Annotated in this window: 21 protein-coding genes; 6 read left to right on the top strand and 15 right to left on the bottom strand. The window is 54.5% G+C overall.

Features of this window, described 5'->3' with window-relative positions:
- Positions 1 to 58 precede the first annotated feature (58 nt).
- Both FF011L_RS06510 and FF011L_RS06505 read right to left on the bottom strand, forming a co-directional pair.
- A complete protein-coding gene (locus tag FF011L_RS06510) occupies positions 59 to 3,310 on the bottom strand; it encodes a TAT-variant-translocated molybdopterin oxidoreductase (protein ID WP_145350854.1) in 3,252 nt (1,083 codons plus the stop codon).
- Positions 3,307 to 3,987, bottom strand: coding sequence for a cytochrome c3 family protein (locus FF011L_RS06505; protein WP_145350853.1), 681 nt, complete (start codon positions 3,985 to 3,987; stop codon positions 3,307 to 3,309). The genes FF011L_RS06510 and FF011L_RS06505 overlap by 4 nt, the downstream gene beginning before the upstream one ends.
- Before the next feature lie 924 nt (positions 3,988 to 4,911).
- Between FF011L_RS06505 and FF011L_RS06500 the strand changes: the two genes are divergently transcribed.
- Positions 4,912 to 5,484, top strand: coding sequence for a helix-turn-helix domain-containing protein (locus tag FF011L_RS06500; RefSeq protein WP_145350852.1), 573 nt, complete (start codon positions 4,912 to 4,914; stop codon positions 5,482 to 5,484).
- Positions 5,485 to 5,786: 302 nt separating this feature from the next.
- Here FF011L_RS06500 and FF011L_RS06495 read toward each other — a convergent pair whose 3' ends face one another.
- The 3 genes from FF011L_RS06495 to FF011L_RS06485 form a co-directional block, all read right to left on the bottom strand.
- Positions 5,787 to 6,179: an NUDIX hydrolase gene (locus FF011L_RS06495; RefSeq protein ID WP_246109773.1), complete on the bottom strand. Its 393-nt coding sequence runs from the start codon at positions 6,177 to 6,179 to the stop codon at positions 5,787 to 5,789.
- Between the two features lie 333 nt (positions 6,180 to 6,512).
- Positions 6,513 to 7,781: an LL-diaminopimelate aminotransferase gene (locus FF011L_RS06490; RefSeq protein WP_145350850.1), complete on the bottom strand. Its 1,269-nt coding sequence runs from the start codon at positions 7,779 to 7,781 to the stop codon at positions 6,513 to 6,515.
- 86 nt (positions 7,782 to 7,867) lie between these two features.
- Complete coding sequence (locus tag FF011L_RS06485; protein ID WP_145350849.1) at positions 7,868 to 8,473, bottom strand: HNH endonuclease; 606 nt, start codon at positions 8,471 to 8,473, stop codon at positions 7,868 to 7,870.
- 431 nt (positions 8,474 to 8,904) lie between these two features.
- Here FF011L_RS06485 and FF011L_RS06480 point away from each other — a divergent pair, with 431 nt between their 5' ends.
- Entirely contained in the window at positions 8,905 to 9,213 is a 309-nt protein-coding gene (locus FF011L_RS06480; RefSeq protein ID WP_145350848.1) for a hypothetical protein, read from the top strand.
- Here the strand turns inward: FF011L_RS06480 and cdd are convergent.
- Entirely contained in the window at positions 9,210 to 9,611 is a 402-nt protein-coding gene (gene cdd / locus FF011L_RS06475; protein WP_145350847.1) for a cytidine deaminase, read from the bottom strand. The genes FF011L_RS06480 and cdd overlap by 4 nt on opposite strands.
- 511 nt (positions 9,612 to 10,122) lie before the next feature.
- Here cdd and FF011L_RS06470 point away from each other — a divergent pair.
- Complete coding sequence (locus tag FF011L_RS06470; protein ID WP_246109772.1) at positions 10,123 to 11,508, top strand: S1C family serine protease; 1,386 nt, start codon at positions 10,123 to 10,125, stop codon at positions 11,506 to 11,508.
- Positions 11,509 to 11,973: 465 nt separating this feature from the next.
- Positions 11,974 to 13,395: an Nramp family divalent metal transporter gene (locus FF011L_RS06465; protein WP_145350845.1), complete on the top strand. Its 1,422-nt coding sequence runs from the start codon at positions 11,974 to 11,976 to the stop codon at positions 13,393 to 13,395.
- Positions 13,396 to 13,431: 36 nt separating this feature from the next.
- Here FF011L_RS06465 and FF011L_RS06460 read toward each other — a convergent pair whose 3' ends face one another.
- The 4 genes from FF011L_RS06460 to FF011L_RS06445 all read right to left on the bottom strand — a co-directional run bounded on the left by FF011L_RS06460 (position 13,432) and on the right by FF011L_RS06445 (position 18,741).
- A complete protein-coding gene (locus FF011L_RS06460; RefSeq protein ID WP_145350844.1) occupies positions 13,432 to 14,433 on the bottom strand; it encodes a PIN/TRAM domain-containing protein in 1,002 nt (333 codons plus the stop codon).
- A gap of 547 nt (positions 14,434 to 14,980) precedes the next feature.
- A complete protein-coding gene (locus tag FF011L_RS06455; RefSeq protein WP_145350843.1) occupies positions 14,981 to 16,747 on the bottom strand; it encodes a tetratricopeptide repeat protein in 1,767 nt (588 codons plus the stop codon).
- The gene (gene kdsA, locus FF011L_RS06450) at positions 16,744 to 17,601 is read right to left on the bottom strand and encodes a 3-deoxy-8-phosphooctulonate synthase (protein ID WP_145350842.1); all 858 of its coding nucleotides are present in this window, start codon (positions 17,599 to 17,601) and stop codon (positions 16,744 to 16,746) included. Before kdsA ends, FF011L_RS06455 begins: the two co-directional genes overlap by 4 nt.
- 57 nt (positions 17,602 to 17,658) lie before the next feature.
- The gene (locus FF011L_RS06445) at positions 17,659 to 18,741 is read right to left on the bottom strand and encodes a diacylglycerol/lipid kinase family protein (RefSeq protein ID WP_246109964.1); all 1,083 of its coding nucleotides are present in this window, start codon (positions 18,739 to 18,741) and stop codon (positions 17,659 to 17,661) included.
- A 139-nt stretch (positions 18,742 to 18,880) separates the two neighbouring features.
- Between FF011L_RS06445 and FF011L_RS06440 the strand changes: the two genes are divergently transcribed.
- Positions 18,881 to 19,345 carry a hypothetical protein gene (locus tag FF011L_RS06440; protein ID WP_246109771.1) on the top strand — a complete coding sequence of 155 codons (465 nt, stop codon included), beginning with the start codon at positions 18,881 to 18,883 and terminating at the stop codon, positions 19,343 to 19,345.
- Between the two features lie 332 nt (positions 19,346 to 19,677).
- Here the strand turns inward: FF011L_RS06440 and FF011L_RS06435 are convergent, their stop codons facing one another.
- From FF011L_RS06435 to FF011L_RS06420, 4 genes are all read right to left on the bottom strand, one after another.
- Positions 19,678 to 20,148, bottom strand: coding sequence for a DUF1569 domain-containing protein (locus FF011L_RS06435; RefSeq protein WP_145350840.1), 471 nt, complete (start codon positions 20,146 to 20,148; stop codon positions 19,678 to 19,680).
- A gap of 450 nt (positions 20,149 to 20,598) precedes the next feature.
- On the bottom strand, positions 20,599 to 20,928 hold the full coding sequence (gene trxA, locus FF011L_RS06430; RefSeq protein WP_145350839.1) for a thioredoxin: 330 nt from the start codon (positions 20,926 to 20,928) through the stop codon (positions 20,599 to 20,601).
- 115 nt (positions 20,929 to 21,043) lie between these two features.
- On the bottom strand, positions 21,044 to 21,235 hold the full coding sequence (locus FF011L_RS06425) for a hypothetical protein (protein ID WP_145350838.1): 192 nt from the start codon (positions 21,233 to 21,235) through the stop codon (positions 21,044 to 21,046).
- A complete protein-coding gene (locus FF011L_RS06420; protein WP_145350837.1) occupies positions 21,228 to 22,064 on the bottom strand; it encodes a coiled-coil domain-containing protein in 837 nt (278 codons plus the stop codon). The genes FF011L_RS06425 and FF011L_RS06420 overlap by 8 nt, the downstream gene beginning before the upstream one ends.
- A 460-nt stretch (positions 22,065 to 22,524) precedes the next feature.
- Between FF011L_RS06420 and mgtE the strand changes: the two genes are divergently transcribed.
- Positions 22,525 to 23,874: a magnesium transporter gene (gene mgtE, locus FF011L_RS06415; protein ID WP_145350836.1), complete on the top strand. Its 1,350-nt coding sequence runs from the start codon at positions 22,525 to 22,527 to the stop codon at positions 23,872 to 23,874.
- Positions 23,875 to 23,999: 125 nt separating this feature from the next.
- Here the strand turns inward: mgtE and FF011L_RS06410 are convergent, their stop codons facing one another.
- Positions 24,000 to 24,965, bottom strand: a complete 966-nt coding sequence (locus FF011L_RS06410) for an SGNH/GDSL hydrolase family protein (RefSeq protein ID WP_145350835.1) — start codon at positions 24,963 to 24,965, stop codon at positions 24,000 to 24,002.
- Between the last annotated feature and the right edge of the window lie 4 nt (positions 24,966 to 24,969).

Genomic DNA, 24,969 nt, shown 5'->3' with positions numbered 1-24,969 from the left:
AGAGAGATTTGGAGTTTAAAAAATACAATTCAGCGGGGAAGATTCCCCGGACGATCACTTACGAGACCGATTCAGGATGCTCTTCGGCACCATGAGGATCGTCGGAGTGCGAATCGTCACCGTGATCATCATGGTCATCGTGCCCATGATGAATATGTTCGTGCAAATGCTGCAGATCATAAACCTGCTTGCTGGTCATCAACCGAGGATGCACATTGCGAATGCGTGACATGTAGGTTGTGCGAGGCTTAACTCGCAACTGCGGCAACATTCCATAACTACGGATGTCTCCGCGAGCGACCGCAACCTTGCTAGTTTCGTCAGCAATATTGCCAAATTCGATAGCTCGAGTCGGGCAAGCCGTCTGGCAGGCGGTTTTCACGTCGCCATCTTGGATCATTCGCCCTTCCTTGCGAGCCTGGATTTTTCCAGCTTCGACTCGCTGAATGCAGTAGGTGCATTTCTCCATCACCCCACGACCGCGAACGGTCACTTCAGGATTCAGAACCAACTGCTGCAATTTTCGATTTGCCGATTCAATATTACTTTGATACGCGTTGATTCCGTAACCAACCCCAACATCTTCGTTGAAATTGAAGTAGTTGAAACGACGCACTTTGAATGGACAGTTATTGGCACAATAACGCGTTCCAATACAACGGTTATAAGCCATTGCATTGATCCCTTCGTTGGTATGGACCGTCGCCGCAACCGGACAAACCTGCTCACAAGGAGCCGTTTCGCAGTGCATGCACATCAAAGGTTCCTGGACAACATCCGCGTTATCCTCGGTACCTTGAAAGTAACGGTCGAGCCGCATCCAGTGCATTTCACGGCTAAGAGAAACCTGCTCTTTACCGACGATTGGAACATTGTTTTCGCTCTGACAAGCGATCACACATGCGTTGCAACCGGTGCACTTACTTAAGTCAACGGACATCCCCCACTGCGGAACATATTCGTTTTTCTGATCAATGATCTCCTCAATCGGCTCTTTCCAGAGCGTGGTATGAGCAAGATCAGGAACGTGAGGCCCCTTGGCTTCCGTAAACCCTGGAGTCTTCTCCAGCAGCGCCAGCGTTCCCTCACGAATCAGTTTGTAGCTACGGGTCTCCGTTTCGTCTCGCCCAAGTTCATCGATTGCCCAGTGATCCTGAGTCGTTGCGAGCTCATACTTTTCGTGAGAGCGAGGACGGGATTCAATCTTGTATGCAACAAGCATTGAATCGCTGGTTCGCAGTGGGCGAACATCGGTACCAACCGAATCGAATTCCCAATCGGCGTGCCCACCAATCGCTCCGACGCGAGTGCGGCCATAACCATAAGGCAGGACAACACAGGCGTGTGCCATCCCAGGCATTTCGTAAACGGGAACCTTGACACTCGCTTCACCGCGTCGCAAAGCGACCATCGTTCCGTGGGCGACTTTCAACTGCCTAGCCGTGCGGGGGCTCATCAAAGCCGCGTTATCCCAGGTCAACTTAGTCAATGCTTGCGGCATTTCCTGCAGCCAACCATTATTCGCAAACCGACCGTCGTAGATCCCGTCGGCAGGAACAAACAGCACTTCCACATCATCTGGATCCACTTCGTCGACCGCATTCAATGCATCGGTCGTCAGAGGCTGAGCGGAGCCACTGAATTCAGCATCTGCGACTTCAACCTTCAAATCATCGCTGAAACCATCGTGCAGAAGACTGCGCCACTGGCGGTTACTCAAACTGCCACCGGCAATCGCGTCGGCCGTTTTCCGAACAATCGCTTCCCCGGAATCTTCCGAGCCAACAAGGACGGCGAGCAATTCAAGTGGCGTCTGACCACCCAGAAGCGGCAAAATCTGCGGCTGACAAACCCCATAATGCCCATCGTCCGAAAGCGCGTCGCCCCAGCTTTCCAGAGCATGAGCCATCGGCGCGACCCATTTACAGGTCACTGCGGTCTCATCGTCGTACTCACCCAGATAAATCGAATCGGCAACGCGACCAATCGCATCCCCCAAATCGACATCTGCCGGAGCCGTGAAGACGGGGTTCGCACCAAACACGACCAGCGAATCAATCTCGCCAGCCTGAGCTTTTTCGACAAACGCAGCCAAATCGACCGTCTTGAGCGGTGCGTCAACCAATTCAGGGAAGCGAACCAAAGAGTTCAGCGACCCGAGTTTGTTATTGATCCGAATACCGGCCGCGACGGCTTCCGCACCCAAGTGCTCGCCAACCACAACCACGGCTTTATCGCCAGCCTGCACCAAATCGGCAGCAGCCACAGCCAAGAAACGCTCCGCACGCTCCTGAGCTGTCAATTCATCGTAATTGGATTCACCTTCGGCCGAATCGGTCGAGCGTTCGCCCGCATCGATCGCAACTTCCAACGCCGCCAAAAAGCGAACGGCATCGGTCGGACGTAGCGACAAGCGAGAATCCGCCGAAGCACCGGTGTTCGTGAACCCAGCTTCGACAGTGTACAAACGGCTCATTTCGCCGGTCATCGGATCGCGACCGTCGACAAAGCTTCGCGAATTATGAACCATCGCCCGATCGCGACCAAGAATATCGGCCTCAACGGTCAAAATGGCTTTCGCAGAAGCAAGATCCAGCAACGTACGCGAGCGACGCCCAACAGCGGCCTGCGTCGCTTCGGCGACGACATCGTTACCAACGGAATCAAAACGACAGATCGTCAATTCCGGCAACTGCCCCTGCAACTCACCAAGCAACCGAACCATCGACGGCGAGGAAGTCGGCTCAACAAGAACCGCCATCCCACGACCCTTGTTCGCCTTCGCACGATTCCGCATCGACTTCAAATAGCCAGCAAAATCTTCCGGCGTCGCAGGACGCTTCTTCTCTTCACGGAACTGAAGGATTTCTCCCAAGCGATCTGGGTCATACAGCCCAAGAATCGACGCTTGCGAGAAAACGTCGGTACCACCACGCCCAAGCGGATGCTCGACATTACCTTCAATCTTGACTGGACGACCATCCACACAGCTAACAAGCAGGTTATAGACCCGACCCGCCAACTCAAAATTCGTTGCCCGGCTATAAGGTTCACCCGGAACGCGCCCTTCGGGACGAATCACGAACGGAGCGATATTTTCCTCGGGATAACGACAACCGATCACGCCGCCGAGCGCCAAAGAGGCACCCATCAGCTGAATCCAGCGACGACGCGAAACCCCTTCCGGGTACTCCGACGCAGCAACAGGAAACTCTCGTTCGATATAGCTACGAAATTCAGGGGTTTCCCGAAGTTCGTTTAGGCTGCGCCAGTAGCGAGCCTTTGGGGACTCAGTGTTTTGTTGGCTCATCGGTGACACACAGCGCAGTTAACTTGCGGATTGATATGATGTTTTTCTTTTAGCTCTTCACCGGTGGGGTCACCCTCACCAGGTTCCCAGTCCAGCTGGGTCACAAACTCGACAGGCCGCAGATGCGGCGCCGGGTCCCGATGGCACTCGATACACCAGGCCATCGACAATTGCTTGGCTTGCTGCACGACTTCCATCTGATCAACCCGCCCATGGCAACTGACGCAACTGACGCCCGAATTCACATGCACGGCATGATTAAAGTAGACAAACTGAGGGAGATTATGGACCCGAACCCAGTTCATACTCTGACCGGTTTCCCAGCTTCGATGAATCGGAGCCAGTTTATCGCTATCAGCACGAACGGCTGCGAGCGACGTCTGCCCTCCTTCATCCGCGGGGCTATGGCAATTAATGCAGGTTGCCGTCGGCGGGATCGCGGCATGAGCCGCATCAAACACAGTGTTATGGCAATAGCGACAGTCCATCCGAAGCTGCCCTGCATGAATCGCATGACTAAACGGAACTGGCTGAGTCGGCTGATACCCGATATTTAGGGTTTCCGGGTCAGTAGCGACACCGCCCAAGGCGAGCGCATAAATGCCCCCGACAGCAAACACGCCGCCAAGCAGAACCACAAGTCGGTTCACCCAGCGAGGGAATAGAAAGCGATCCATAGCAATTGCCCGAGGGGGCACCAATTGAACGAGTGGAACAGGAGCTCGGTTGAAACAAAGGCACAAGACATCCGACCAGGGGATCATCCTTTGCGGACGCATTGTTGTACGGAGTGCCCCTTCACTTCAAGGCCATGATGGGCGTTGCGACATAAAGCCACACAATATGAGCGGTAGCGGACCTGTTTTTCTGAACAGGAGCAGCTGATCGAATATCCGGAAAAAAATATCCCAAGTTCTTCGGGGCTCGGAAATTCGATAAATTTAGAGTGAAGTCAAGACGAATTCTCACGATTTCCACGTTGAATCGATAAACCGTGCTAGGGAATTGGGATTGACCTTGACGGTCAAGACCGAACCTGCCGCTCGTTCCGCCTCAAACTTGTTAAAGAGTTAGGGTGGTTGCGCTCGAAACTAATTCTCGGACAGGCAACGCTTGACCGGGTTTCTTCGCCTTTCGGGGTAGGGAGACCGGTGGCGGTCTTAAGTTGCTTGTTTTGACGACAGGGGGGAATCTGGACTCACGCCGCGATCCGCAAGGATGGTCGGCTGTGAGCAGAGCTATCGATATCTGCCAACTTCGCCGGCCGATATTTCTAGTTCGTGCTCAGCTTCTGCCCGCGTAGTGACATGATGTCGCTACAGACTCGTTGCACACCGGCTCTTGGAGTCCCCCTGGGGCGAAGAGAGATAATTTTAACCGAAATCGCGAGAATCCCGTTCCAACAGAGCGTTGCATACACGCAACCGGCAGGCCCAGACCCAGCCGTCTGAGGAAATTCCTTTTATGTTCGCCCCACGAGCATGACAACCGATCAGGACCGGTTGTGGAACGACCAACGACTCCCAGGGCCACTAAACCGGCGGTTACCGACGCACCGCAGGTTCAGGGAAGATTCAACGAGGCGTTATGGAGAACCTAACATGAAGGTCTTCACGACTGGACAGGTCGCCAAGATCTGTAAAGTCGCCCCACGAACTGTTTCAAAATGGTTCGATTCAGGGCGATTAAAAGGATACCGTATTCCAGGATCTCAAGATCGGCGTATTCCTCGAGAATACCTGATCAAGTTCCTTAAGGAACATGGTATGCCTCTTGGTGACTTAGAAGATGAAGCGATGGCCAAGTGCTTGATCGTCGCCCAGGACCAAGTATTGATCGAAAATTTGAAGCGTGAATTGCCACCTGAGAAATCCTTCAAAGTCGCAGTCGCTGCTAGCGGCTTCGAAGCAGGAATTCAGGCGGAAAGCTTCACACCAGACTGCATCATCGTCGACTTTTCCATCGGAAAAATCGAATCGGTGCAAATCTGCCAAAACCTACGGAAGAATGTCGATTTCACCGACATCATCCTGATTGCTCTGCTGCCTGACGATGGTCAGCCGATGAGCTTCGATCGCAGTGCGATCAACGAAACCTTCAAGAAACCGTTTGATGCTCACCTTCTGGCCGAGCGTCTGCGTACCTTGATCGGTGCCAAAAAAGAATTGGTCTAAACACCAATCTGCCTCGTCGAAAAAGCGTTGTTCGGACCTGTCCGGACAACGCTTTTTTGCGTTGATACCCAAGGGGTTATCGATTGTCGCCTTTCGCTGGGGACGTGCGACAAATAAGTTGCGAGCGTGGCTGGGAGAAAAGGCCTCATGCCAGCTTGCCTGCCAGGAAGCCAAGATTTGAAACTTGGTTAATAGAGTTCCGTTTCCGGGCTTCCCCCGGCGGGCTCACAACTGGCAGCTACTCTCCGGTACGATCGAAATACGGTTCTCCGCCAGCCCCGAAACGCCTAGCAAGTTTCAAACTACCAGTTGATTGGCAGCGACAACCGACCTCGACGCCAAGCCCGCATGAATTGCGGGACGCTGGGCAGCAAATCCTCTGCGTCATTCAACTCCAGTCGCGACAGCCAGAAAAATTCGGCGACCTCTGCTGGGTCCGGATCGGGCTGCATGGTGTCGGGAATGTCGGCCAACCACCACGCCAGCTTGGTTCCCCACGGGGTCGTGCTTCGCCATAGAAGCCGGACGGGGTCGACCGCAATCGCCAGCTCTTCCAACATCTCACGCACCAACGTCTGCTCCTCGGTCTCGCCCGGTTCGATTCCCCCACCGGGAAAACAGAGCTTCCCTGGAGCCGTTACCTGCTGAGAGCGGCGAATCACCAGAAAACGCTCGTCTCGCAAAATAACAGCCACCACCCCCCGCCTACCATGTGCTGGCTTGGGAGAGGAAATCTTTGCGGGGCGTTGAACTCTGGGACTGGCCGGGGGATCGGGCTCAGACGAAGGGGGCCGATTCAAGGGGGTCTCCGAAAAAGGCTCCGAGAAGGGGGTGATGAAGAACCATCGTTTGTACCGACAAACTGCCCCATCGCACAACCTCTGAAGAACCAGGAATTAGCGGTGACAGGCGTCGCCGAACCGGCAGACGCATCGTTCTACGGAAAAATCCCTGCGGCAAATCAAACACCTGCCGCAGGAAAAACGCTGAGACGCGACGCAAATGCGTCCTCTCGAATCAAGACGCCGCTAGCTTTGAAACTGGAACTTCGCGTCCGAAAGACGCTGGCGGGTTTCCTGCATCAACGCATCTTCGGCCGCTTCATCCGCAGCCACGTAGGTGACGCTAAAGCGGAGGTATTTACCCGCATCATCCCAAGGGACCGTTACGATTCCCATTTCTTCGATCAAGTGACGCGTCGCGTCTTCCGCAGCGGGGAAGGTGACCCCACCTTCGGTTCCCGTCGGGGACGCGGTGTAGAGGAAATACGAACCTCCGGGCATCTCGCACTGAAAACCACAGTCGTTCAGGACGGTGACCAATTTCTCCAACCGACGACGATACTTTGCACTGATCGCGGCCGGAATCGCATCGTCATCCAACGCAGCGGCAGCCGCTTTTTGGGTTGCGATAAATTGCCCGCTGTCGCTGTTGTCTTTCACATCGGCATAGGCGCGGACGATCTGCGGGTGACCGCACACCCACCCCATCCGCCACCCGATCATGTCATACCCCTTGCTCATCGAGTGGATTTCGACACCCACATCCATCGCGCCGGGGGTTTCCAAGAAACTGCGTGGCTTGCCATCAAAAGTCAACATGATGTGGGCCGCGTCTTGCACGACGATAAACTGCTTCTCCTTGGCCAGGGCGACCACTTTTTCAAAAAACTCAGCCGGAGCCGTTCGCCCTGTTGGGCTGTTCGGATAATTCAAGACCAACATTTTGGTCCGCCGAAAGATATCGTCGGGGACACTATCCAAATCAGGCAGGAAATTGTTTTCAGGCAACAGCGGCAACTGATAGACTTCGCCGCCGTAATAACGGGTATGCGTCCCGGCAACCGGATATCCCGGAACCGTCATCATGGTGATATCACCGGGATTGATAAAACAAGCAGGCAGCATCGCATAGGCAGGCTTGCTACCGATACTGTGATTGATCTGAGTTTCGGGATCCAGCGTCACACCGAACTGACGCTGCATGAACCTAGCGGCAGCCTGCTTAAATTCGCTGATTCCGTTGTCGGCGTACCCGCGATTTTCGGGCTTATCGATTTCGGCAGCCATTACCTTGCGGATCGAAGCGGCCGCCATGGAATCGTTCTCGCCGATCCCAAAATCGAGCAATTGACGATCAGGGTGGTCTTCCAAGGCCTTGCGTTTGGCTCGCTTGATCTTTTCGAATTTATAGATCGCGGTCCCTTTGCCGTAATCGGCGCCACCGATTCGATCCGCGAAAAGTGATTGAAAGTAAGGGTCCTGGGAAGCGGAAGCAGACGTTTCGTTTGTGGACATGGCTCGCAGGGGCTCAGAGATAATAAAGCGAATTCGTTGAACCGCCAGCCTATTCTGCAACCCCTGCGGTGAGCAAGCGGGGGATCTTAACTGGCTACCGGAAGAAACGTTTTCCAGCAGGCATACCGCGGATCCAGCACCGCCTCGACCAACTGCGGATTGTGCCTAGGTTTCACAGGTTTGCTAAGCAATTTCATGTTGGCCTGCAAAGGCGTGCGTCCCCCTTTTCGTCCATTGCACCTTAGGCAGCAGCAAACGATGTTCTCCCAGGTGGTCTGCCCGCCGTGACTCCGAGGAACGACATGATCGAGGCTCAACTGATTGGTTGGCTTCGACTGCCCGCAGTACTGGCAAGCGTGACCATCTCTGGCGAATAGGTTCTTGCGGTTGAATCGAACCGAATGAATTGGAACGCGATCAAACCGGGTAAGCCGAACGATTCGCGGGATCTGCAGTTCGAAACCGACCGCCTGGATGTAGTCCTCGCCCGGCTGTTTTTCCATCGCGGCCATCTGCCCCAGTTCGCACCACGATTCAAAATCATAGCTGACATACTGGTCCATTTCAGTCGCAATCACTTCGGCACAATTGCGATACAAGATGGTTAACGCACGCCGTGCGTTAATCACTCGCGTCGCCATGTAAAAGCGATTCAAGACAAGCACATTACTTTCCAGGGCACTCGCGGACATAACATCCTCCGTGTCAGGCTTCCCATCGCGAGGGTCACTCGTCAGGGTCTCCCCCCTGGAACGATTTACGTCATGCGATGGTTGGTGGCGTTCGGTAGGCAGCGCGGTGTCAATCACGCTGCTTCTAATTTTACGCGTCCTGGCAAGCAGAATTCAACTGTTTCCGTTTGGCAGCTAGGTCGCGTGTTCCCCAGAACGGACACGATCCGCAGCAATACGGGTTCGCGCGAGGCCTGCTTTTCCCTAGCAAATCACCTCCTACGCCTAATTTTTCCTTTCGGGTTTACGCGACTTGAAACAAATTCGCTTGCAGAGCGGACTTCTCTATCGATACGATGAAGTTTTGAAGTAGGCGCTATTCAATGTCTTTTTCATCGCCTGGTGTCTCAGGCCCTGCATTGACGCCAACAACTCGTTGGGACGAATGTCGAATGATCCATTACCGATGCGATCGTTGTAAGCGAGATTGCAATTGCCAGCAGGACACCTGCTACGAAGTTCATTTTGAAGCCCGCCCGGTGGTCCAAGCAGAGATAGCTTTTACCGAAGAAGGGAGAGACCACCTGCTTGAACTGCATGAATTACTCGGAGACATCGAGAGTCGAGAGGCCGAACTGCTGGCAGCGACACAAACAACGACGTCGAACCAATTTCAGCTTTGCCCGGAATGTTACAAACAGTTCCTGCAAAACCCGCTCGGACAAAATGCCCGCCGCTTGCTGCGGTTCAGCGCCAACTAAAGATCGTGACGGCTAAAGGGATGAGGATAGAGGTCCGCCAGGCTATCGGCCTGGTATTCCCCCTGCGGGTTGTCGGCGTCGACTCGATATATTCGCAGGTCCGGCGCAAATTCGCTTAGGAATTGCCGGCAAATACCACAAGGCGGGCCGCCGCCAGACAGCGCTAAGACGATTGCCTGCCACTTACGCTGGCCCGCAGCGATCGCTGCCGAAGCGGCTACCCGTTCCGCGCAGATCGTCCCTCCAAAGGATGCGTTTTCAATGTTGCAGCCCGTAAAAAGGTCGCCGCCTGCGGTTACCAAAGCCGCTCCAACGGCAAACCGACTGTAAGGAGCGTACGCGTTTTCACGACAACGCAGCGCCGCTTCAATCCATCGGCTTAATTCCCTTGAATCCATATTTCCTAGACACCTTTAAACTTTCGGCTTGAACCGATCTCTTGACGCCGCCTTTGGTACTAGCCCACTTGATACCATGATAAAGTCATTCCCAAGAGCCCAAAGCGTCGACGGCTAGGCAAACCGGCCATGATTCGCAGCCGATGCATCGGTTGAGGGGGTGGTTATCTCTCGCCCGAGCATTCTAGATCTGCGTTATTTCTCGTTTTGGGGCAGGGGCCCTGAAAGACGATTAACCAGCCAACGCTACGTTGGCACTGTACAGCTGGGGTCGATTTCCGGACTGACGACTTAATCGGCAGCGAAGAAAGTTTGTCGCCTTTCGCCTCGCGAAAGAACGCTCCCTTAAAGCGACTTTCGCAGAGCGAAAGGATACAATCATTTCAGGCTTTAAGGCTGCCTACCTTCGCAAGCCACATGCGGAGAGTTCACCAGATTGACTATAATAAGGGATTGCGACTGCAGTCCGTATTCAAAAATGCCACCACGGTCCATCCTCTTAGGAAACCCAATGCTTTTTCATAAGTTTCGTCGTTCACTTTCCCTGTCCCCCGCACTCCGAAAAATTTCGACGCTGACAAAGGTTTCTACTGCAATCGGGCTGGCTGCCGCTTTCACGCTGCTGCCAACGGTCGTTTCGTCCCAAGCTTTGGCGGCGGATGAACTAAGTGGTCCCCGGGCGCTTTCCAAAGCGTTTCGCGACGCGGCAAAAGTTGCCATCCCGTCGGTCGTCACGGTTGTCGCCTACGGGCAACAATCAGGGGCAGAAAACAGCGACCCGTCTCAGCCAGACAATCCACTGCAACCGATGCCTCGTGACCGCTCCGGCAACCGAGGCAATGGAATGCGTGCAACCGGATTGGGTTCCGGAGTCGTACTCTCCAGCGAAGGAACCGTGGTAACCAATAATCATGTTGTTGAATCGGCTGAAAAAGTAATCGTCCGTCTTCAGGATGGGCGCGAACTAACCGCTACCGAAGTCCACGGCGACCCGGACAACGACCTCGCCACGCTACGACTGGACATCGGGGATGTCGAACTTCAACCGATGGAACTGGGCAACTCCGACCAAATGGAAATCGGCGACTGGGTACTGGCAATTGGCAGTCCCTTTCGTTTAGAAGCTACCGTCAGTGCTGGGATCATCAGCGCTAAAGGACGAACGATCGATCGCATCCGCCGCGGCAGCCTGCTGCAGACCGATGCAGCCATCAACCCGGGCAATTCGGGAGGCGCGTTGGTCGACCTGGACGGTCGCTTGGTCGGCATCAACACGGCCATCGCAACACGAAACGGATCGTATCAAGGCATCGGTTTCGCAATCCCCATTTCACAGGTTCGCTGGGTTGCGGAAGAACTGCTTGCACACGGGCGTGTCCGACGAGCCGCGATGGGAATTCGACTTGCCGAACTGAACGCGTCGGTCGCACGCAAAGTCAACCTGCCCGTTGGGCTGGGCGTATTGGTCTACGAAGTGATCAACAATTCCGCAGCTGCACAAGCTGGCATCCAGCCACTTGATGTGATCCTAGAATTTGCCGGACAGCGAGTCCGCGAACCGGTCGAACTACAAAACGTCGTTGAACGGATGCCGATCGGATCGACGCAGCCCGTCAAAATCTATCGCAAAGGGGAAGAACTGGACCTGAACGTCGTCCTTGCCCCACTCGACGATCCAACCGACGTCTTGCGTCAGGAACCGCACCTTGAAAAAGGGAAAGCGGATCAAGAAAAACCTGCCAAGGGAGACGAAGAAGCGGCTAAAAAAGAAGCAAAGCAACCCGCGAAAGACAAACCTTCCCCCGCAGTCGATGAAGCCCCCGCTGAAGAGAAAACCGAAGCTCCTGCGAAAGAGGAAGCCGCCGCCGAGACAGCCGAAGCCGCCTCGGCCGAGTAAGCTGCCTCCAAGGGATGGCAAAAGACGCTCGCTATCCCTCGCTTACACATTTTGAAGCTGCGTTCATTGCAATGCAGCCATGCGGCACGTTAACACCCGCCGCAGGCATCAACGTTGCGGCTCTCATGCCCGACGTTGGGGCCATTCTTTCAGTGTCGCCCAGCGTTTGAGACGCCAAAGTAGCGTTTGCAGGGGACATTTTTTTGTAGCCTTTCGCGGAACGAAAGGCGACAATCACTAAATCGACAACCGGGTCAGTGAGACGCTGCAGATCACTTTGACTGGCGGTTATCGAAACGAGCCCCCTCGGCCCACTTGGCGGCTAAAATGCCGTTATCATACCTCTAACGCTCGCCCCACGAGCGTTGGGCGTTCAGGCGGAAGTTTAAGTCCGGCAAATCGCCCTCTGTTCCGACCACGCTCAATCCCGCAATGTGAGGGGTTAACGCGAATGGAAGCTCAAGCATGCCAAGTTCCGATCCCTATCTATTACACGAATCCGCCATCAAGGAGCCTCCCACGAAATTGTGGGACAAGTTGTCCTACATCGGGCCAGGCTTCATCTTATCCGCTTCAATCGTTGGTTCGGGTGAATTGGTAGCGACGACGATCGTGGGCGCACGCGCGGGTTTTGTGCTGATGTGGTTCATCATCTTCAGCTGCCTCGTCAAAGTGGTTGTCCAGCTGGAATTTGGCAAACATGCCATTGGGACCGGCGAATCAACAATGGCGTCGCTGAACTCGCTACCCGGTCCAAGATTGGGACATGCGAACTGGTCGATTTGGGTCTGGCTGCTTTTGATGATCGCCAAGATGATGCAAGTCGGCGGTATTGTTGGCGGGGTCGTGCTGGCACTGGTCCAATTCTTTCCGGCACTCGCACAGATGCCGACCAAAGCCATTGCGACTTACGCGATCGCCGCATCGGTATCGCTGCTGATCTACAAAGGCTACTACCTGCTGATTGAAAAAGTGTCGCTCTTGATGATCGGGACTTTCACGCTTTTTACATTGGCTTCATTAATCGCCCTGCAGACCACCGATTTTGCGATCACATCTGGTGAATTGGCTTCGGGTTTGATTCCATCGCTTCCCACCGAAACCGTCCTCTTACTTGCCGCGATTGGCGCTTTTGGGATCACCGGCGTCGGCGGCGACGAGATCATGGCCTACAACTATTGGTTGATCGAAAAGGGGTATGCCAAATACACAGGACCGAGCAACGATACCAAGGACTGGGAACGTCGCGCCAAAGGCTGGATTCGTATCATGTACTGGGATGCGATCCTGGCGATGATCGCATACACGGGCATGACGGTCATGTTTTACCTGCTGGGAGCCGCGATCCTAAATCGACAGGGTCAGGTTCCCGCCGGAGAGGAATTGATTTCGACGCTTGGGAACATGTACACCGAATCGCTTGGTCCATGGGCGAGAAACGTGTTCATCTGCGGCGCGATCGTTGTCCTCTACTCGACGCTCTTTGCAGCCCTTGCAGCTTGGACGCGAATGTTCGCGGACGCTTTGGGCCGAGTCGGCTGCTACGATTTCCAAAACCTTACGTCTCGAAAGCGAGCGATCGCGATTGCGGCTTGGGTGATCCCCGTCGGCTGGGCGACCTTATTCCTGCAGATGAAGAATCCAGCGTTGATGATCATTTCTGGCGGCCTTGCAACCGTCGTCATCTTGCTGATCGTCGTCTACGCGGCACTCCATTTTCGTTACCGCCGCTTGGATCAGCGGTTGCTTCCAACCCGCGTTTACGACATCACGCTATGGATCAGTTCGGTGGCAATTTTCCTGGTGGCGTTGTATGTCGTCTACGACAATGTCTACGTCCCAGCAAAAGCCTACTTAGCGCCCGCCGCTACCGAAGTTGCCAACTGACCACCGGCGAATTTCCTGGCGGCATGATGGCGGCATCTATTCGACTTTGGCAAAGATCATTCGGCCAGCGTTGGTCTGCAGCGTACTGGTAACCATCACCATCTTCTGTTCGCCGATCGCTTCCCTTGCGCCTTCGATCACGACCATCGTGCCGTCGTCCAGGTAGCCAACCCCTTGCTCGTTTCCTTCGCCAGGCTTGATCACCTGAACCTGGAAAGTCTCACCTGGCAGGTAGAGCGGTTTCAGAGCATTGGAGATCTCGTTCAGATTGATCACCGTCACATTGTGAAGCTTGGCGACCTTGTTCAGATTGAAATCTCCGGTGACCACTTTGCCTTCCAAGTGCTTGGCCAGCAGGACCAATTTCAGGTCGACTGTCTGCCCGCTCATTTCAGGCAACTCTCGATCAAAGATCTGCAAATCGACATTGTCGTTGCCACGCAGGCGATTCAACACATCCAGCCCACGTCGACCGCGAGCCCTTCGCAGTTTATCTCCGCTGTCAGCAATCGCTTGCAGTTCGGTTAAGGCAAACCGCGGGATGATCAATTGATTGTCAAAGATTCCCGTGTTGACCAGGTCTTCAATCCGGCCATCGATGACCACGCTTGTGTCCAAGACCAAAGGTTTAAAACCTTTCACCTCGCGGACAAATTCCACGTAGGGAATCAAGAACCGGAAATCATCCTTCGTTTGCAATAAGAAACTGGTGCAGGAATAACACAACAGCATCGCCGTCACTAACTGAAACCAGATCACATTCGGACCGCGAATCAACGGGGCGGCCGCGATCGAGAGGATATAAGTGAGCAGCAGCCCGATCAGCAAACCAAAGTAGATCGACGAAATCGTGCTCAGGTCCTTCTTGGCGATATAGATATCACCAATCAAAACAATCGAAGAAATGCCTAAAATCGACAGAAAAACCATCCATGGTACCCAGCTATTGACTTGGTCTGCAGCCAAGCTGGAGTTAATCAGTTGCGAAATCCCCAACGCACATGCTAAGAAAACACAACGAAGAATAATCAGGGCCATGGTATTTTTGGGTGACGATCAATCACCTTGCGAAAGTGAACACAAAGGGTTCGGAACCGAACCGGTAGGGAGGGGACCGTCAATCGACGCTTGCCCCAGGATGAACTATTTAGTTTAAGCCACGCTACAGGCTGTCCCCAGGGGAGGCTGTTGTAAATTCACCTTGGGAGCGATCTGGGGGAGGGTTGTAACACCTCGCTCGATCGCATTACCCATTGCAGCCAACCAAGTTACGTATCCCTCACCCCCCAAAAAAACAGTCTGCCCGAAAGGGGAAAATGCCTCGATAACCGCTCCAATAATGCGTCCAGATCCTCCGCCCCCCCCTTTTTTCCGGCGACCAAACCGCCCTAGCCCGAGACGCTACCAGGCGGCTACCGGCCTGTCGATACAATCAAAAGCGGAGAAACGCTGCAGCCTTACGCTCCGCGAAAGCAGCTTTAAGGGAGCGTTCTTGCGCGGAGCGAAAGGGGACCATTACTCAATCATCAAGCCGCTAGCGTCCAATAATTCGGCACCACCAAATCGCACGCACCTTGCCCGCGTGTCACTCCTCGTCATCCAGCGACCTCGCCCGGATACGATTCCCCTGTTCCTGGGGGTACCCATTGGTTTTGTACATCGCTTCGGCTTGTTCAAGATCGCCCAGTCGCTCAGAGACGCGGCCCAGGTTGTACCGCGCTGACGGGTACCATCGTCCGGCCTGCGGATCTTCCAGCACCCTTCCTTTTAACCATTTCTCGGCGGTTTCCCAGCGGCCTTCTTCGACATGCATCAGGGCGATCCAGAAGGTGGCGGTCCGCTTGACCGCTCGCATCACTTCTTGCACGACAAGGACCCGGCGGCGATGATCCGCTTCCGCTTCGCCAGCGGCTCGCCTCAACCCGTACTCCATTTGCAACTGAATATCCATGTTCAGATCTTCCAGTTCAAATTCAGGGCTCCTCAATTTCATGTATTGAACTCGAGCCCCTTTGATATTGGCCTCGGGGTCGTCATCAAACAGCCCCTCCAGATGATGCCAGCGAGCCGGATAGAGCTGGGACTGTCGATCAAAGATCCCCCACTGCAAATAGTACCACTGGTTCAAAGCCAAATCGTCTCGCATCGCTTCCGCAATGCCTTGTTGATAGAGCATGGCTTGGAGAGGCACCTGCCATAACTGGACAGCGGAAATCCCATCGAGTGCACCGATACGTTCGGCGACGCCGGCCGCATCAAGCGAAAGGCTCATCCGTCGATCTCCGGTAAACCCTTCTTCAAGCCTTTTCATACGGTTGCTTAGAAGTTCAGGATTCGCATCCAGCAAAGCAACACAATTTTGAATTTGCTGACTGGTGAATGGGTACTCGAATAGCCCAGGCACCCTTAGGCGGCGAAGAATCGTTGGGTCCTGCTGTGCCTCGGCCAAGGTGGCGATCCCCTTTTCGTCAGGGCCGGGAACGGCAAGGCCTAGTTCAGCATCGAACAGATAAAGCTGATCGCCAATTCGGACGGCCGTCAGCCACGGTTGAAGGTTTTCCTCGGGGCCTTGAGGGACCGCAAGCAGGCAAGCATCCAATCCCGCTTGGCGACACAACTGCAAGAACAAGTCGCTTCGCTGCCAGGCATCGCCGCTTCCTCGCCAGAGCGTTTCCCAGCTTGTCTGGCGATACCCAGGACCACGAAACTGCAGCCCCGCACTTAAACGCGGCGCCGCCGGTGCAGGACCTCCTAATACTTGAGGTTCCAACTGAACATTTCGAATCACCCAATCGAAGTACTGACAGGCAATTCCTAAATCATAACTTTCCGTTTCGTCCAGCGACTCCGCATCCAGTCGTTCCTGTAACCACGGGTCCAGCGAAGCGCCGTCGAGCGCCCAGTCGCTGATTCGGTGGAGCAGATACTGCAAACGAAAATGTTCGACATCGGATTCAAGGAACAGTTCGCTTTCCATCCGGTCTTTGACGGTTGCGGTTACCAATGCGTCATCCCAGGTAGCGACCAAACTTTCGGGGATGGCAAGCGAATCGGGACCGGAATCGGACCTGGCCGCCTGCGATTCCTGCCATGCGTTCAGGTGGTAGCGCACCTGAGCGGCCGCCGCTTCCAAATTGGATTCCCCCAACTGACCAAAGAGGAGGTAGGTATCACGGAGGTGATCCACCTTGCTGGTCGCTTCCATCCTTGCTTGTTTTTGCTGCTGAATTTTCCGCAGCGTTGCGGTGTTATCCTCGCAGCCAGCGGCCCCCAACAGACAGAAAACCGCGACAAGGGCTACCGTTTGCGAGTAGGACAAGGAAGATCGTAAACAGGATCGGATATGGGTCATTGGTTCAGGTCCTCAACGGTCTCGCGAAGGCGAAGCAAGCGGATAATCAGCGAGGGAAATTGGTCTAGCGGGATCATATTGGGACCATCACTAGGGGACTGAGCAGGATCGGGATGGGTTTCGAAAAAGAGCCCATCAACGCCGATCGCTGTGGCTGCCCTTGCCAGGGGTTCGACCATTGCACGGTTCCCTCCCGTGGTTCCGCCCAACCCTCCAGGACGCTGCACGCTATGGGTCGCATCAAAAATAACGGGAGCTCCCAGAGCGCGCATGATCGGCAAGGCCTGCATGTCATTGACCAAACGGCCATAGCCAAAAAAGGTCCCTCGCTCGCACAACAAAACTCCGGAGGCATCACTTGCGACTAATTTCTGAACGACATATTTCATGTCCTCCGGTGCCATGAACTGCCCCTTCTTCACATTGACCGGGCGTCCGGTCGCTGCCGCCGCAACCAGCAAATCGGTCTGCCTTGCCAAGAATGCAGGAATTTGCAATAGCTGACAGACCTCTCCAACCGGTGCCGCTTGTTCGGGCAGATGGATGTCGGTCGTGGTCGGCAACCCCGTCGCATCGGCCACCTGTTCAAGGATCTTCAAGCCGGCGTCGATTCCCGGCCCGCGTTCCGATGAGACACTGGTCCGATTGGCTTTATCAAAAGAAGCCTTAAACACGACGTTCACATCCGCCCGCTTATTCAAATCGACCAGCGGCTGTGCAATCTGCATCGCCAGATCGAACGACTGTAAAACGCACGGACCGGCGATCAGCAGCAACGGTGACTGCGGCCCACAAAGATAGGGACCGATCGACACAGTAGGCGGTTGCGATGGTGAAGCATCGGAATCAGACAAGCTCACTCCAGTAATGTTTGAGGGCAACGGGAATCCGTTGGAGCGGACTCGGACAGATCAAGCATCGGGAACGCGCGAAGCTGGCTGCCGAGAAGGATCCAGCACCGGCTTCGTTTCCCCAAAGGTTAACGGTAGCCGCAAGGTAAGCCGACCCGGGAGACATTCCAAGCGGAGAGGCAAACGCCCCGTGTAGTCGCCGTCCAGCTGATAATTGACACGGGACTCGGACGTTAGCAGCCAAGCTTTGCCAAGATGATGCTGAACATCGGTCCAACGACGGTGCCGTCCCGCGAAGACGCCCGCTACATAACGAAGCGTCGACCAGGTCGATCCGTTTTGCAGAGTCGTAAGATCCAGCCGCCCATCGACTTCGCTCGCCTCTGAATCGATCTGAAGCCCGCCGCCATAACAGGGCAAATTGAACGCCAACGCCCAGCGGCAAAGCCAATCGGTACCCACAGCGGGAACGCTCGCCCCTGAAAGCTTGTTGGTCACGACGGGAGCGGAAGCTGGGGAGCATGGATTGCCAGGATTCTGAACGAACGGTGGATCGACGGACGGCTCCAAACCGCCTTGCTGCGTGGGGGCAACCGGGGCGACATGAATGGAGGGATAAGAGTAGTTACGTACCGCACGCAGAATCGGTTTGATGTAACTGCTGCGGCGGATGTGTCCGCGGCGAGTCAAATGCATTCCGCGAACGACTTCCGCATCGAACCCACAGCTGGCCATCACCAAAAACAGTTTCCCATTTGCACTACCAGCATCCATCCTGTAGAGGGGGCCATGTTCAACCGTCTGAACGGTTTGCTTGGGGTCTGCGGCGAATCCAAAGTGGCGGGCCAACAGGTTTTCGGTCCCTAGCGGAAAAGGGACAAGCGGAATGGATGCCGGCAGTTTCTCCGCTACCAACCGAATCGTGCCGTCGCCCCCTGCCGGGATCACCGCGCGAAGCCCCTCGGGGCCCAAGCGTTCGGCGATTTCGACCACCTTGTCGATTTGGTGATGGCAGTGAACGTCATAACCGGCTTTCCGCAAGGCCGCCAACAACAATGGCATCCGATGGCCATTCCTTCCGCTACCCGCTTTCGGACTCGAACAGACCAGAACGACTGGAGCGGTTGTGTCGGTTGTATTCACATTCAAAGCGAGCCTCCTCGAGATCCCTGCTGGCAAATCCTGCGGAAGCATAAAGGCAACCTAGGGTTGAAAGGACGTAAATCCGACCATGTTGTTATTGTTTCCATTTGATAAACCGAATCCGTAGAGCTCGTTTACCGTGAATTTAATACGTCGCTACTGGGTGGTTGGACTTGTTCTGTCCATGGTGGTGGTCCATGCGGTCATCATCAGTTACGTCCGCAGCCAGGTCGCACGATTGAATCAAGAACAATCATCGACGATTCCGATCGGGCATTACCGATTCCAACATGTCTCGGACTTAACCCAGGTTTTCTCGTTTCAGCTGCATGTGGTCGTCGACCCTCAACGACGCCATTCTGCCGAAGAACAACTCGGGCTGAAAGAGCTGGAAATCAATGAAACCGTCGAACAATTGCTCCGGCAGGCTCCTACCGAACTGCTAAACGATCCGACACAAACGGTTCTTCGCGACCGTTTGATGGAAGCCATTCTAGGGCACATCACCGACCCGATCATCCAGCGGGTGGTCATCACCGAATGGCTGGTCCTTCCAGCCTCCACGTCGCAACTGCCATCGATCTCCAATCTGGCAGACGCGTAAAGGCAACAACCCCTCGCGGTTTGGCACCGACTTCGTAGCGGAACGGCACGCGCGGGCTGCTGTGAGCGGGGAGAAGTGGCCTTCTGAAAATTATTCCGTGGTGGATGGCTGGGCAGGTTGCGACAGGTTGCCCGCCACGAAACTGGCTCACGGGTGAGGGGAATTGCAAAAGCTAAATTGTAAAATGAAAAATACAAAATGACTGTCCTTGCAGGGGACTTTGCAATTCTCATTCTCCATTCTGCAATTGTCGCCTTGCGCCGCTCGTTGAATTTCGTGCCACGAAACCGGATCGGGGAAGCCTTTTCACCAGACCATAGGAGAGGGCCGGTTCACGCAGGATGCACAAAACCAAGATGCAGGGCCGCGTGACGACACTGCAGTTGGTCACACTCGGCACTTGTTAGTTTCCCAAAGAAGGGATGTTTCGCCAGCGGGCCGTTCGTCCTGTAGTACTCCACCGATTCTTTGAAGCGAGCCACCGACGAGGACGTTTCAAAATCCCCAGCGGGCCAGAAAAAGGATTCGCCGGAAGCGGGCAGTTTGAAACCCGGCTTTAGTGGCTTGGCATGAATTACCGTCCGCCGAATCAACGGCATCAAAAGCTTAACCAGAAGCGGCGGGGATGGAGCCTGCAGACGGCCTGCGGAAACATCATGACTAATCGCAAGGTGATTCAAAATTTCGCCAAACGTATGATTCCCCACCGTGCGAACCTCCCCCGATGCCAACCGATCCACTTCCTCCAGGACGGCGTCAAAGTCAGGAAAACTAAGTTCTCGTTGCTCAGTAACATCCACCATCGCAGTAGGCTCGCATAAAGAAGACAAAGGAAACGGCTAGCCCCAAAAAACGCCAACTGGGTCAGACGCGGGACAGATCCCCAAGTTTAGCGTGCTGAAGATCTTTGACAGGGATGATGAAAAGGCTTTTTAAAAGCGCGTTGTTTGGGACGAGGCTGCAGTCGCTGGGTGAGCGACTGCTTAATGAGTAATGAAGATTGAAGATTGAAGATTGAAGATTGCCTTGTGGAGACGGCCATTTTTCATTCCCGTCACCGGCGAGCCAGCTTTGCGTTTGGGAGGGGAGGGAAAAACACCGCAACCTGCCCGCCATTACTGTGAAATGAACGTCTTCATTGCAGTCTCGGCCTGATTGGGGACCGTTCGTGATAGGCGAGGGAGGCGCGTTTGCATAAAAAAAGCCACAACAACTTGCTGTGGCTTTTGGATCTTTCGCAATTCGCGACGCGATTAGGCTTCACCGGCCGAATCGAGAGCTTCTTGCAGCTGAGCTTTTGGGCGAACTCCGATAAAGGTTTCGCTGATATTACCATCCTTAAATACCAACAAGGTTGGGATGGTGTTAACCTGATATCGCTGAGCGATTTCAGGATGATCATCAATGTTCAGCTTTCCGATCTTCAAACTTGGGTTGTCGTTAGCAAGTTCGTCGATCATTGGTGCAATTTGGCGGCAAGGGCCACACCAAGGCGCCCAGAAGTCAACCAGAACGGGACTGGAGGACTGAAGGACTTCGGAATCAAAATTGTCAACGGTAAATTCGGCTACAGCACCTGCCATCGTGACACCCTTCTTTGTAATACGTTACTGCGTTTTCACGTCAATTGGCTGCCAGCCTGTCTGGCCACCATTGCGAGCATACACTACAGCAATTAGTGGACCAATGGCCCAGTGCCTAGAAATAGGTCGGCAAGGTCGTGTGATGCATAACCTGTGGCCGCGCTTCATCGGTTTTCCAAGGGAGAGTCCCTTCATACCGGCGAAATTCAACAAACATGGCGATAACAGCGACCAACATAAAGAGCATGCTAACAAGCAGCATCACTGTGTAAATGTTGGCGTTCTGCTTCCGAGGAATATCATTCAATTGTGGTGTCGACACGATCGCCCTTTTGGATGGTTCCAAGCGTAAAGTCTGGCATGATCTCCGCAACGGCACGATCTGGACTGGTTCGGCGAACCTTCGCACGGCCCAAATATTGTGATCCACGGGTCACTTCTAGCATGTGGCCAACTCGCAGCCCTTCGTCATAGCCGATGGACAATTCCACCAACTTCTTGCCGCGATCGACGACCAATACGGTCCCGTTTCGAGCAGGAGGAGCTCCATCGAGGGCGTCATTGACGTTGATACCACGAGCCTGCATGACTTCAGTAAAGCGAGTCACCTGAGCGACAAGCGTCTGATTCCGCTCTTTCTGAACTTCCAGCAAACCCCGAATACCGTTCATTTTGTCGGTCAATTCGAGGACCCTGGCGAACAAACGGTCGCGGTCGTCTTGTTCGGTGACAATTTGCTGGCGAAGTTTGGCGTTATCGGCAGTCAAACGCGTCAGTTCGTCGGTAATCTGTGCGTCTTTGCGAGCCAATGATTCATTGGTCGCACGCTCGCTGGTCAAAGCTTGCTCAGCTTTAGCCAACAAGTCGCTTTTCTGTGCGAGGTCGGTTTCCAGAGCCGCTAAAGCGGTCCGGCGAGCAACCTGTTCCGCAGCAAGGGCTCGCTCGACGCGAACACGAGCGTCTTCAAGCTCTCGGTTTTTTGTGGCGAACTCTTCAACCTGATCCTTTAATCCACCTTCCTTGACAATTTCTTCCCGCCAATTGCGGTGGGAGGCATTTGCAGCCAAGGCCAGCGCCATAAATATGGCACTGAGGATAAAGATCATGAAGGTAAAGCACTTGCCTAAAAATGTCATCGTGCAGGCTCTTGGGAGACAAGGTGATTCCGAGGGCGGAAATCCATCAAGTTTAGGCTCAATTCTAGCTCAACCCTTACCACTTGCCGAGAAAAAACATGGGCTTTTAATGAGAAGGGAGCACCGGAGCGGAGCCTCGTACCACAAAATTATAGTTGCGGCAAAATTGAAGTGTCAACGAAATGAAACAATTTCACATCTCGCGGAGGCAAAAACCACCCGCTCGGACAAAAACGCAAAGCCATCAAGGGGGAAACCTGCCGTGAACCGAAGTTTTTCACCCCGCTTCGCTGGCTGCACAAGTCCTGTGACAAGAACTCGGAAAACCATTCTCTCCCGATCCGACGCCCCCTGCTTACCGCTGACCGGCGGGTGCAGACAATTGACTTCGCCCGCTAAGATACCCCGCGGCCTCGCCCCATCTAGACAGTTCCCTGCACACTCGTGAATTGCTTCAACGATGCTCAACACACTTTTTCTCCCAGAACTGCGAGAGATGCTGGAGCACAATAGTGCCGAAGAGCTGCAGGAATTTTGCACCGCACTGAACCCGGGGCGGACGGCCGAATACATGGAAGGACTTACCGCTGCCGAATCTTGGCAGGTCCTGCTCCACGCCCCCCCAGGACTTCGAGCCGAGATTTTCGAGTATTTCGATCTCGACCGAAAACTGAACATCCTGAACTTTGAAGACACAACCGAAGCTGCAAACCTGCTTGCGGAACTCCCCTCGGATGACCGCGTCGACTTGATCCAAGAGCTAAGTGAAAGTCGAGTCGTCGACCTACTGGCGTTGCTACCGGCATCCGAGCGCCGCGACATCCGGCGACTCCAATCTTTTGCCGAGGGGACCGCCGGGGCGATCATGACCTCGGAAGTCGCCAAACTGACCGAAGATCTGACGGTCCGACAAGCGTTGGAAGAACTGAGCAAACAAGCGGAAGAACTAGAAACGATCTACTACATCTATGTGGTTGACCAAGACGATCGGCTCCGCGGAATCGTCTCCGGCCGACAATTGATTTCGGCACTGGGGAACGTGGAATCGCGACTGAGCGATTTGATGGAAACCGACGTGATCGCCGTCCTCCCTACCGATGACCAAGAAGCGGTTGCAGAACGGGTCGAACGCTACAACATGTTGGCGATCCCCGTGGTCGACCAGGGACGACAACTTCTGGGAATCATCACGCATGACGACGTGATCGATGTCGTTCGAGAGGAACTAACCGAGGACGCACAGCGCATCGCTGCGGTCGCTCCGCTGGAAGAAAGCTACCTGCGAATCAATCTGGTTCGGCTAGGCTGGAAACGAGGAATCTGGCTAACCATCCTTTTCTTCGCAGCCCTGCTGACCGCGTTTGCACTCCGGCAATACGACCAAGAACTGGAAACTTACACGTGGCTGGTTCTGTTCATCCCTCTGATCATTTCAGCGGGTGGCAATTCGGGGACTCAGTCGGCAACCCTGGTAATCACGGCAATGACCAGCGGCGACCTAAGCGTCCGCGACTGGAGAACGATTCTCTCTCGAGAACTGGTGGTCAGTTGCATGCTTGGCAGTTTCTTAGCCTCGCTAGGCTTTGTGGTGTCGTTATTTGTTGCCCCGGACAGCGCCAGTGCGATGGTCATCCCGATCACGCTTCTCGCGGTGGTGATTTCGGGGTGCATGGTCGGAGTCACCCTTCCATTGATCTTCAAAAGACTGGGGCTGGATCCCGCCTTGATGAGCAACCCTTTTGTCGCTGGAATCGTCGACATCCTAGGAATCGTCATCTACTTCAATGTCGCTCGAGCCGTAATGCACTAGCGCTCGGTAGCAACGCTCGCTTTCCGCTTACTAGCACGAAGCGTAAGCGAGTATTCAAGACAGGCCTACAATCGAATAAATCCACCGTCTGACGACGGTAGCTACGGCAACGACGATGGCGTCCGCTAGCGGAGCGACGTATTTTCGACGATCGTTTTTAAATACAGACGCCGGATCGCATCGTACCCACGATCGTTTGGGTCTTCGACATTATCGTAGAACCAATAATACGGATCCTGCGCATCGTAATGCGGTTGCCAAAACTGCCGGCAATGCGAACCGTGCCCGAGGAAATTCTCGTAGAGCGGGACGACAAAGACATTTTCAAATGACTCCGCAACCGAACGGATCGTTTGGTTGTACTTTGCATGAATGGCTAACCCGTCCGGCCAGTGCGGCAAAAAGATACTGGGCGCGTCCCCAACGCCGTCGGTTGGATCATAGATATCCGCACAATAGATTTCACAGCCGCCGGGGAACCGCTCGTTTAGTTTTTCAAACATCCCAGCTAAGCGGATCCCAAAAGCTTCGATCCATGGTTCCGCCTCCGCCAAGGTCGCCCCATACATCGCACATTCTCGAGGCGGTCGACGTCCATAACTATGAATCAAATCGTTCCCTCCGCTGGACATCAGGATGATCCCGAAGGTCTCCGCGGGATAGTCAGGAACGGTCTCGTTGACCATCTGCTCATGCGCCAGCGATTCCGACCCTGAAACAGCGAAATTTTGATGCTGCAAGTTTGGCAGAACGGCCGACAACGAAATGCCCCGCATCGATTCGAACTCGTCCTCCGGATTCTCTCGAAGCCGGTTGTAATAGCTGTGACTTGGGTTCTTCGCCCCCAGTCCTGCGGTAACGCTATCCCCGATGCCAACAATCTGGATCGTCTGTTCACTCCAGATTTTCTCAAACGGCTGGCGGGCGATCTCGGGTCCGGCCGGCCCTTCGCCGACGGGACGTTTCAGAAACCATTCGACGTATCCCAGCGTCCCCAGAATCAGTCCGGCTGCAACGAATCCGAAAATCCACCAACGACGTCGCTTTGATTTCGACGTCGTCCCTACGGCATCGGCTTCGGCAGAATCCATGGCG

It is taken from the genome of Roseimaritima multifibrata (assembly GCF_007741495.1).
Taxonomy (GTDB): Bacteria; Planctomycetota; Planctomycetia; order Pirellulales; family Pirellulaceae; genus Roseimaritima; species Roseimaritima multifibrata.
Note: the sequence above shows the minus strand (reverse complement) of the source record. Positions and strands in the feature narration are given on the sequence as shown.

What these genes read in the sequence shown, in the direction of transcription:
- FF011L_RS06510 (WP_145350854.1), bottom strand. Translation starts at nt 3,310, where the DNA reads ATGAGCCAACAAAACACTGAGTCCCCAAAGGCTCGCTACTGGCGCAGC.
- FF011L_RS06505 (WP_145350853.1), bottom strand. Translation starts at nt 3,987, where the DNA reads ATGGATCGCTTTCTATTCCCTCGCTGGGTGAACCGACTTGTGGTTCTG.
- FF011L_RS06500 (WP_145350852.1), top strand. Translation starts at nt 4,912, where the DNA reads ATGAAGGTCTTCACGACTGGACAGGTCGCCAAGATCTGTAAAGTCGCC.
- FF011L_RS06490 (WP_145350850.1), bottom strand. Translation starts at nt 7,781, where the DNA reads ATGTCCACAAACGAAACGTCTGCTTCCGCTTCCCAGGACCCTTACTTT.
- FF011L_RS06485 (WP_145350849.1), bottom strand. Translation starts at nt 8,473, where the DNA reads ATGTCCGCGAGTGCCCTGGAAAGTAATGTGCTTGTCTTGAATCGCTTT.
- FF011L_RS06480 (WP_145350848.1), top strand. Translation starts at nt 8,905, where the DNA reads ATGATCCATTACCGATGCGATCGTTGTAAGCGAGATTGCAATTGCCAG.
- cdd (WP_145350847.1), bottom strand. Translation starts at nt 9,611, where the DNA reads ATGGATTCAAGGGAATTAAGCCGATGGATTGAAGCGGCGCTGCGTTGT.
- FF011L_RS06470 (WP_246109772.1), top strand. Translation starts at nt 10,123, where the DNA reads ATGCTTTTTCATAAGTTTCGTCGTTCACTTTCCCTGTCCCCCGCACTC.
- FF011L_RS06465 (WP_145350845.1), top strand. Translation starts at nt 11,974, where the DNA reads ATGCCAAGTTCCGATCCCTATCTATTACACGAATCCGCCATCAAGGAG.
- FF011L_RS06460 (WP_145350844.1), bottom strand. Translation starts at nt 14,433, where the DNA reads ATGGCCCTGATTATTCTTCGTTGTGTTTTCTTAGCATGTGCGTTGGGG.
- FF011L_RS06455 (WP_145350843.1), bottom strand. Translation starts at nt 16,747, where the DNA reads ATGACCCATATCCGATCCTGTTTACGATCTTCCTTGTCCTACTCGCAA.
- FF011L_RS06435 (WP_145350840.1), bottom strand. Translation starts at nt 20,148, where the DNA reads ATGGTGGATGTTACTGAGCAACGAGAACTTAGTTTTCCTGACTTTGAC.
- trxA (WP_145350839.1), bottom strand. Translation starts at nt 20,928, where the DNA reads ATGGCAGGTGCTGTAGCCGAATTTACCGTTGACAATTTTGATTCCGAA.
- FF011L_RS06420 (WP_145350837.1), bottom strand. Translation starts at nt 22,064, where the DNA reads ATGACATTTTTAGGCAAGTGCTTTACCTTCATGATCTTTATCCTCAGT.
- mgtE (WP_145350836.1), top strand. Translation starts at nt 22,525, where the DNA reads ATGCTCAACACACTTTTTCTCCCAGAACTGCGAGAGATGCTGGAGCAC.
- FF011L_RS06410 (WP_145350835.1), bottom strand. Translation starts at nt 24,965, where the DNA reads ATGGATTCTGCCGAAGCCGATGCCGTAGGGACGACGTCGAAATCAAAG.